This is a genomic window from Pseudomonas sp., from assembly GCF_049645325.1.
Lineage (GTDB): Bacteria > Pseudomonadota > Gammaproteobacteria > Pseudomonadales > Pseudomonadaceae > Aquipseudomonas.
Genome location: NZ_JBARTQ010000451.1, coordinates 1 through 8,247, shown reverse-complemented (window position 1 = coordinate 8,247; position 8,247 = coordinate 1). Strand labels below are relative to the sequence as shown.

Below are 8,247 nucleotides of genomic sequence, written 5' to 3'. Positions count from 1 at the left end.
GTTGTGGCCTTCGTCGATCAAGGCCAGGCCAGTCAGCGCAATGTCTGCACTGGTTTTCACCGCGTTCCAGGTGGTGCGGGTGATCGGCGAACCGGCGTCCATGGCGAAGAACCCCAGCTTGCCGTCGATGAATTCCGGCACCTGTGCGTTGGCCAGGTCGCGCACCGGCCATACCAGCGGCAACGCGTCGTGGCTGCGGCCAATGGCGGTCCATTCAGCCCAGGCGGTTTCAAGGAATGACACGTAGCGTTCGCTGTGGGCATTGACGTAGCAGGCGCGGTCAAAGGTGCGCGGCACGATGATGTCGCCCAGGCCCACCTGCCGCACGCGGTCACGCACGGTATCGGCGCGGCTCGGCTGTTCAAATGAGGGTTTGAGCACGCCATCTTTCAATTCGGTGCCATGGTGCAAACGGTGGGCATCGCTAAATACAGTCAACATTTCAAGAATCCGCCAGTAAAAGACAGGCTCTATTTTGTTCGGGCCGCGCGGGGCTTTCTTTGCTTTTACTTCATGCACTGTTAGGTTTATCGGGAATATTTACCTCTGTGACGCCGACTAATGAAAAATAAAACCAAGCAGGTCGTTCTTGATGACACCGATCTCGCCATCCTCGCCCTGTTGCAGGCGGACGCGAGCATTTCCAATGCGCAACTGAGCGAGCGCCTGTCGCTGAGCCTCACGCCGTGCTGGCGCCGGCGCAAACGCCTGGAAGAAGAAGGCGTGATCAAGGACTACCAGGCCAACCTCGACCGCAAGATGCTCGGCCTGGAAATCATGGCGTTTGTGCATGTGCGCTTCGCCATTCATACCGACCATGCGCCGGACGCGTTTGAGGCGGTGATCAAGGAGCTGCCGCAAGTGCTGGCGTGCCACAAGATCACCGGCGACGCGGATTACCTGTTGCAGGTGCTGGCGGAAGACCTGGACAGCTACAGCGAGTTTGTCGAGGGCGTATTGCGGCGACAGCTGGGCATTGCGTCGATTCAGTCGAGTTTGGCGCTGAAGGAAGTCAAGGCAACGAGTCGAGTGGCGATCCCGACGCGAGAGGCCGCCCCGGTTGAGCGCAACAAGTAGCACTGAGTGCCTCAAGTCGCCTGCAGTGATGCCGATATGCTAGTACTGCCGCTGACGGCACGCCGCATGCCTTGATCCTGGCTCGACCACATGGAGTACGAGTGAATGCCTGTCCGCACGCGTTTTCTGGAGCACTACCGCAAGGCTGACCGCATCATGCTGGCGTTGATCTGGCTGATGTTTGTGTTCTCCCTGGGCCTGGCCTACTGGCATGACACGTTGACCCAGGCGCTGATTGTCGGTGGCGGCACCAGCGCAGTGCTGACCGTACTGTACCGGGGCCTGGGCGGCACTCGTTTGATGCGGTGCTTGTTGGGCGCGGGGCTGATGATCATGGCGGCGCTGCACATCAATCAGGCGCAGGGCATGATCGAATCGCACTTCGGCATTTTCGCGTTGCTTGCGGTGCTGACGTTTTACCGCGACTGGCTGCCGATCCTGGTCGCCGCAGCGACGATCGCTGTGCACCACGTGGTGTTTCATGCCTTGCAGCATCAGGGTTTTCCGGTATTTGTGATGGAGCATCACGGCGGTTGGAACATGGTGTTCCTGCACGCCTTCTACGTGGTGATGGAAACCGTCGCCCTGCTCTACTTGGCCATTCACAGCCAGCGCGAGGCGGTCGAGAGCCAGGAAATGCTCGAAAAAATGCTCGCCGTGACGTCCCAATTCACGGTGGAAACCGCCCAAGGTGAAGGCAAGGTGCATGTGTCTCTGGCCCAGCGTTTCGACCACTTCCTGCAACAAATCACCCACCTGATCGACGGGGTCGCTCGCGACTCCCACGGCCTTGGCCAACTCGGCCAGGAGCTGGCCAGCGCCAGTGGCACCCTGGAAACCGGTGCGCGCCATCAACTCGCCGAAATCACCCAGATGACCGGCTCGATGCAGCGCATGGAGGACGCCATGGGCCACATCACCCTGCACGTCGAGCAAGCGGTCGAGCACGCCGGCAAGGCCAGTCAACAGATCCTGCGTGGCCAGGAAAGCGTCGGCCGCGCGCAGCTGGAAATCACCCAATTGGCCTCACGCATCCATGGCACCCACCAGACCGTGCTAGGCCTGGCGGTGCAGGCCGAGCAGATCGGCTCAGTGCTCGAGGTGATCAACAGCATCGCCAACCAGACCAACCTGCTCGCCCTCAACGCCGCCATCGAAGCCGCGCGCGCCGGCGAGCAAGGCCGTGGTTTTGCCGTGGTGGCCGATGAAGTGCGCAGCCTCGCGCAGCGCACCGCCGTGTCGACCCAGGAGATCAAACAGATTATTGAAGGGTTGCAGCACGGCAGCCGCCAGGCCGTGGAAGCCATGCACGACAGCCAGCAAGGCGTGGAACGGTGTGTGCAAGACAGCCAACTGGCCGTCGAAATGCTGCAGGCCGTGGGCGATGACATTGCGCACATTGATCAGCTCAATGGGCGCATCGTCAGCACCACGCGCGAACAGTCCTCCGCCAACCTGGACATTGTCGGGCGCTTGCAGGCGGTGCAAGGCATTGCGCAAAGCACGGCCGACGATGTGGAAACCCTCGCCCGCAGCAGTGAGCGCCTGCCACCGATTGCGGTGCGCCTGGATGCGCTGGGGCGCAGGTTTCACCCCTGAGGTCAGGGTCAGGCGGCGAGGGATGACTCACCGCCGATGATCGCTGGAAAAATACCCTCTGGGCATTCAGCCCGGCAAAAGCCCCAGGGTTTTGGCGCGCATCCGCGCCAGGGCATACACGGTACGCGTGCGCGGCATGGGCGCGCCGACCTGATCCGCCACGGCCATCAACGCCCCCAGGATGGCTTCGATTTCGACCGGCTTGTGGCCTTCGACGTCTTGCAGCATTGAGGTTTTGACCGTGCCGAGCTTGCGTGTGATGGCAATCCTTTGGGTGGGGTCGATCTCGGGCGAGATTCCCAATTGCCGTCCCAGCTCAAGCAGCTCGGCCATCATGTCGACGCACAACGCGTGCAGGAAAGGGTCGTCGATCATCGCGTCAGTCGCACAGCCCACCAGCAGGCTGACGGGGTTGAAGCACGCATTGCCCAGGAGCTTCAGCCATATTTGTTCGCGTATGTTTTGGTCAGCCTGGGCATCAAACCCCGCGTCAAGAAACACCGTGGTGATGGCTTCGACCCGCGCGCTGAGACCGCCAGCCGGCTCGCCGAACACGATTTTGCTCCCGGACATGTGCTTGATCACGCCCGGGCTGAGCACCGCACAGGAAGGAAAAACCACGCAGCCAATGACCGCGTCGCTGGGAACGCCCTGCTCTATCACGCCGCCTGGGTCGACGGCCTGCAGGCGCAAGCCCGACAGCGCGTGTGTGGTTTGCAGGAAGTACCACCACGGCAGGCCGTTGATGGCGGGGACAACCACCGTGTTCGGGCCAATCAACGCCTTGGTATTGATTACCGCCGAGGGTAAGGCCGGGGCCTTGACCGCGAAGATCACCACGTCCTGAACGCCCAGCTCGTCGGGGTTGGCGGTGGCGTGTAACCGGGCGATCAACAGGTCATCGCCGCTGTGCAATTGAAGCCCTTGCGCGCGAATGGCTTCAAGCGTCGCGCCGCGCGCCACCACACTCACGTCGTGGCCGGCAGCGTGTAACTTGCACGCCAGGAACCCGCCGATGGCCCCGGCCCCTACTACGGTTATTCGCATGGTCATACCTCACAAAGGGTGAAACCGCATTGCCGGCTAGAGTGTGCGCAATGGCGCGACTTGTCACGGGTAGGCACGCTCTCCATCGGCACGGAAAAACGCCCGATGCGGCGCAGTGCGAGAGTCGCGGAACTGAGGCGTCCCAACGCGCCTGCGTTGCGATGCATGGCAATTGGCCGCGCTTCGAAATGTGAAATATTTGTTAACTATCTCTCTCCAAAGGCTTTTTTGGCTCGACTCAATCTGCCATCCTAATGCGAATAATTATCATCAGATTTACTATTCGCCACGGACGGCGCGCAGGGAGAGTCAGGTTCATGTCTGTGCAACAACTCGGCGGCAAAGGTTTTTCACCTAATTTGATGGCAGTGGCTATCTGCTTCGCAACGTCACAAGCGGCCTACGCCGCCGACGCTGAACCCGCAGCGGTGCTTGAACTGGGCGCCACCGAAATCACCAGCCAGCAACTGGGCAGCACCACCGAAGGTTCCAGTTCCTACACCACCGGCTCGATGTCGACGGCGACCAAACTGCCGCTGACCCTGCGTGAAACACCGCAGGCCGTCACCGTCATCACGCGCCAGCGCATGGATGACCAGGCGATGACCAACATCAACGACGTGGTCAAGGCGACTCCCGGGCTGTTCCTGAATTTTTCCAATGGCCCGGGCCGACAGTCGTATACCTCACGCGGTTTCGACATCGACAACCTGATGTATGACGGCATTCCCAGCGGCTATAACGGTGCCTCGGTAGGTGCCCAGCCAAACCTGGCGATGTTTGATCGCGTCGAAATCGTGCGCGGTGCTACCGGTTTGGTGACGGGTGCCGGCAACCCCTCCGCCGCCATCAACCTGATCCGCAAACGGCCACTGGATGAGCAAAAGGTCACCCTCACCGGCGCCGCCGGCAGTTGGGATGATTACCGTGGCGAGGTTGACGCCTCCAGCCCGCTCAACGACAGCGGCACCTGGCGCGGCCGAGTGGTGACGTCGTATCGCGACGCCCACAGCTTCATCGACAAGGCTGAGGAAGATCATGGCCTGTTCTATGCGGTCACCGAAGCCGACCTGAGCGAAGACACGACCCTGACCCTCGGTTACTCGAACCAGAAGGACAAGACCAACTACTTCTGGGGCTCTTCGATGATCGGCCAGGACGGCCATCACCTGGACCTGCCGCGTTCTTACAACCCCGGCACCGATTGGGAGAACAAGGACCAGGAGGTCAACACAGTCTTCGCCGAACTCCGCCAGCGCCTGGCCAATGACTGGAGCCTTCAGGTCAACGCCAATTACGCCGAGCAAAACGCATTGTTCTCGGGCTCGTATCAGTCACGCTGGGTCAACAACACCCTGGCCCGTACCGTCTACCAGGCCGCTTACGACGAAAACCAGGCGGGCGTGGACGCCTTCGCCAGCGGGCCGTTCCAGGCATTCGGGCGTACCCATGAACTGGTGGTCGGCGCCAGCAAGCGCATCTACGACATGACCACGCACAACTACAGCCCCTACGACCTGAACTGGCCGCTGAATGCAGGCAAGCCGGACTTCACCCACACCAACAACCAGCGCGAAGTCACCACCCAGGACGGTGTCTACATCACCACGCGCCTGAGCCTCGCCGACCCGTTGAAGCTGATTCTCGGCGCCCGCCTGGACTGGTACGACTACGACAACCGTGATGGCGACGGCGACTACAAGGTCACCCGCAACCTCACCCGCTACGCCGGCTTGATCTACGAGCTGGACGACCACCACTCGGTCTACGCCAGCTACAGCGACATCTTCACGCCGCAAACCGAAAAGAGCACCTCCGGCACGCCGGTCAAACCCATCGTCGGCAAAAACTACGAAATCGGCGTCAAGGGCGAATACCTCAACGGTGCCTTGAACGCCAGCGTGGCGCTGTTCCGCGTCGACCAGGAAAACCGCGCGGTACAGATATACGTGCCCAATTGCCCGCAGACCGCCTGCTATGAACCCTCCGGCGAGATCCGCAGCCAGGGCATCGACGTCGAACTGCAAGGTGCCTTGACCGAAAACTGGCAGGTCGGCGGTGGCTATACCTACGCGCGCACCCACACCCTCAAGGACGCCGCCAACCCGCAGAAGGTCAACAAGCAGTTCGACACCGACACGCCGGAGCATCTGTTCAAACTGACCACGCGCTACAACTTCCAGGGCCCGCTGGAAAAGCTCCGCGTGGGCGGCAACGTCTCCTGGCAGAGCCGCATGTACAACGACATCGCCTTGGCTGATGGCAGCACTTACCGTCTCCAGCAAGGTGGTTACGCCGTCACCGACCTGATGGCCGGCTACCAGGTCAACCAGCACCTGGACCTGCAGCTCAACGCCAATAACATCTTCGACCGTCGTTACTATCAGGCCATCGCCAACGATGTGAGTTATGGCGGTGATTCCTACGGCGCTCCGCGCAACATGATGGTGACCGCCAAGTACAGTTTTTAAAGGGTATCGGCGCAGGGACGCGCCGACTCCTTGAGAGCACTCAACCGGCTGGCGGGCGCCGCGAGCATTGTCGGGCCGCCCCACAGCACTTATCCTCGACGCTCCCCGCCAGACCCGACCCGGAGCCGCCATGGATCTCGCCACCCTCGCCCTTTTCCTCCCCGCCTGCTTCGCGCTGAACATGGCCCCCGGCCCCAACAATCTGTTGTCGGTGAGCAACGCCACCCGCTACGGCTACCGCACCTCCTGCCTGGCCGGCATCGGCCGCCTGCTGGCCTTCGCCGGCATGATCGCCCTCGCCGCCGCTGGTTTGGCGGTGGTGCTGCAAACGTCGGAATTGTTGTTTTACGCGATCAAGATTCTCGGGGCCGCCTACCTGTTTTATCTGGCCTTCCAGCTGTGGCGGGCAAACCCGCAGGCAGAGGCGCAGTCGACTACAGCCAAAGTAGGATTGTGGGCGTTGGCGCGTCAGGAGTTTCTGGTGGCGGCGGGCAACCCGAAAGCCATCCTGATCTTCACCGCCTTCCTCCCGCAGTTCGTGGTGCCCGGCCAACCCATCACTGCACAATTTGCCTTGCTGGGCGCACTGTTCCTGATGCTCGAATGGATCGCCATCAGCGCCTACGCCTACATGGGCCTGCACATGCGTCGCTGGTTTGCCGAGCCGCGTGGCAAGCGGGTCTTCAATCGTTGCTGCGCAGGGTTGTTGTCGGCGGCGGCGACGGTGTTGTTGATGGCGCGCAGGGCGTGAGGGAGCGGCGCGTTGCCGTGTACTGACTGTATAATTCGACGTTCAGGCTGAGCGTTCGTCCGGCTTATCTATAGCCAGTGCGCCAGCGCGCATAACCTCGAAGGCTGAAAAGAATATTCACCTGATCAATCCCGGATTGCTCAGGTGAACCCGTTGTCACACGCTGCCTGGCGTAGCTCCGGTTTTTTAGAGCTCGCCCACTTCATGCGCTTACACCGCTGTCGAGCGATGGGCTGATGGCCCTCAGTCGCTGACGTCGAGCAAGTTATTCAATGCAACGGCGCGCAACTCGCGGACTTTATTAATGCTTTTTTCCGGCGAAGATCTCACCACATCACGCGGATCATTGATTCGCACCCGGCCATGCTCGTCGATGATGAACTGCAAGTCTTCAATGTGCAGGTGATGGTTTTTCAGCTTGGAGATGATGGCGTCGCAGTCCTTCATCACGTTTGTATTGAAGGATTCGCCACTGGGCATGCTCCGGCGATTATGAACCACGTCCTCGGAATCCAGCGCATGGTAAATGTAGTCTTTGGAAAGCCCTACTTCACCCTCGTAGGCGACCAAAGCGTGCGCATCAACCACCGGAAAACCCAGTTCTTTAAGCTGCTTGGTCAATGCCATTTCTTTAGCAGCGTAAGCACTCTCGGGAATGCTTCCCGTGGTGCCCGCGCGGATCAGGCAGACGCACTGCCGCGGATCTTGCCGAGAGTGGTAAACATCTTTCTGGCTGCCGCTGCCCAGTTTTTCACCCAATGACGAAATTGTATGGAACTGAGGGGCGTCTGCGCTTTGAGCGTGGCTAACGGTATACGCGCTGGAGATTGCGCTGGAAACTTTATGCACCATGGCTCATTGCCTCTCACCTTTTAGAACGGGAAGATTGCGATGGACGTCATCGCAATCTGGGTGAGTGGGCAGCATGAGCGTTGGGTTCCAAAAATGTGTGCTGCGCCTTCGCGCTCAGGCCTGGACAACACGATAAGCACAGCGCCGCGCCCCCAGCTGGGTATGCTCCACGCGTTCGACTTTGGCCTTCGGCACCGGCTCGGTGATATAACAAATGGCCCCGGGGCAAACCTGCACCCTCGGGCGCACTCAGCGCCTGACTCAAGGAGCCGTTCATGACCCGAAACCAACTCGCCGAGCTCTACACAGGCTATATCGACTGCCTGAACCGCCAGGCCTGGGAACACCTCGGCCGCTTCGTCCACCCGCGCGTGACCTACAACGCCACCCCTGTTGGCCTAAGCGGTTACCGCGCGATGCTGGAGCGCGATTTTCGCGAAATCCCTGACC

At 60.7% G+C, this 8,247-nt stretch carries 7 protein-coding genes and 1 pseudogene; 5 read left to right on the top strand and 3 right to left on the bottom strand.

The window, feature by feature from the left end; all coding sequences use genetic code 11:
* Positions 1-441: pseudogene (locus tag WBB95_RS19660) on the bottom strand (histone deacetylase family protein); the annotation flags it as partial.
* 120 nt (positions 442-561) lie between these two features.
* Between WBB95_RS19660 and WBB95_RS19655 the strand changes: the two are divergent.
* Positions 562-1,077: an Lrp/AsnC family transcriptional regulator gene (locus WBB95_RS19655; protein WP_424489091.1), complete on the top strand. Its 516-nt coding sequence runs from the start codon at positions 562-564 to the stop codon at positions 1,075-1,077.
* 105 nt (positions 1,078-1,182) lie between these two features.
* A complete protein-coding gene (locus tag WBB95_RS19650; protein ID WP_424489090.1) occupies positions 1,183-2,676 on the top strand; it encodes a methyl-accepting chemotaxis protein in 1,494 nt (497 codons plus the stop codon).
* Positions 2,677-2,742: 66 nt separating this feature from the next.
* Here the strand turns inward: WBB95_RS19650 and WBB95_RS19645 are convergent, their stop codons facing one another.
* Positions 2,743-3,723, bottom strand: coding sequence for a ketopantoate reductase family protein (locus WBB95_RS19645; RefSeq protein ID WP_424489089.1), 981 nt, complete (start codon positions 3,721-3,723; stop codon positions 2,743-2,745).
* 317 nt (positions 3,724-4,040) lie between these two features.
* Between WBB95_RS19645 and WBB95_RS19640 the strand changes: the two genes are divergently transcribed.
* Positions 4,041-6,194: a TonB-dependent siderophore receptor gene (locus WBB95_RS19640; protein WP_424489088.1), complete on the top strand. Its 2,154-nt coding sequence runs from the start codon at positions 4,041-4,043 to the stop codon at positions 6,192-6,194.
* A gap of 130 nt (positions 6,195-6,324) precedes the next feature.
* Complete coding sequence (locus tag WBB95_RS19635; protein WP_424489087.1) at positions 6,325-6,945, top strand: LysE family translocator; 621 nt, start codon at positions 6,325-6,327, stop codon at positions 6,943-6,945.
* Between the two features lie 243 nt (positions 6,946-7,188).
* Here WBB95_RS19635 and hopBF1 read toward each other — a convergent pair whose 3' ends face one another.
* Positions 7,189-7,797 carry a T3SS effector protein kinase HopBF1 gene (hopBF1, locus tag WBB95_RS19630; protein WP_424489086.1) on the bottom strand — a complete coding sequence of 203 codons (609 nt, stop codon included), beginning with the start codon at positions 7,795-7,797 and terminating at the stop codon, positions 7,189-7,191.
* Between the two features lie 275 nt (positions 7,798-8,072).
* On the opposite strand from hopBF1, the gene WBB95_RS19625 reads away from it, so the two are divergent.
* A partial coding sequence (locus WBB95_RS19625) for an ester cyclase (protein WP_424489092.1) occupies positions 8,073-8,247 on the top strand: 175 nt, incomplete at its 3' end.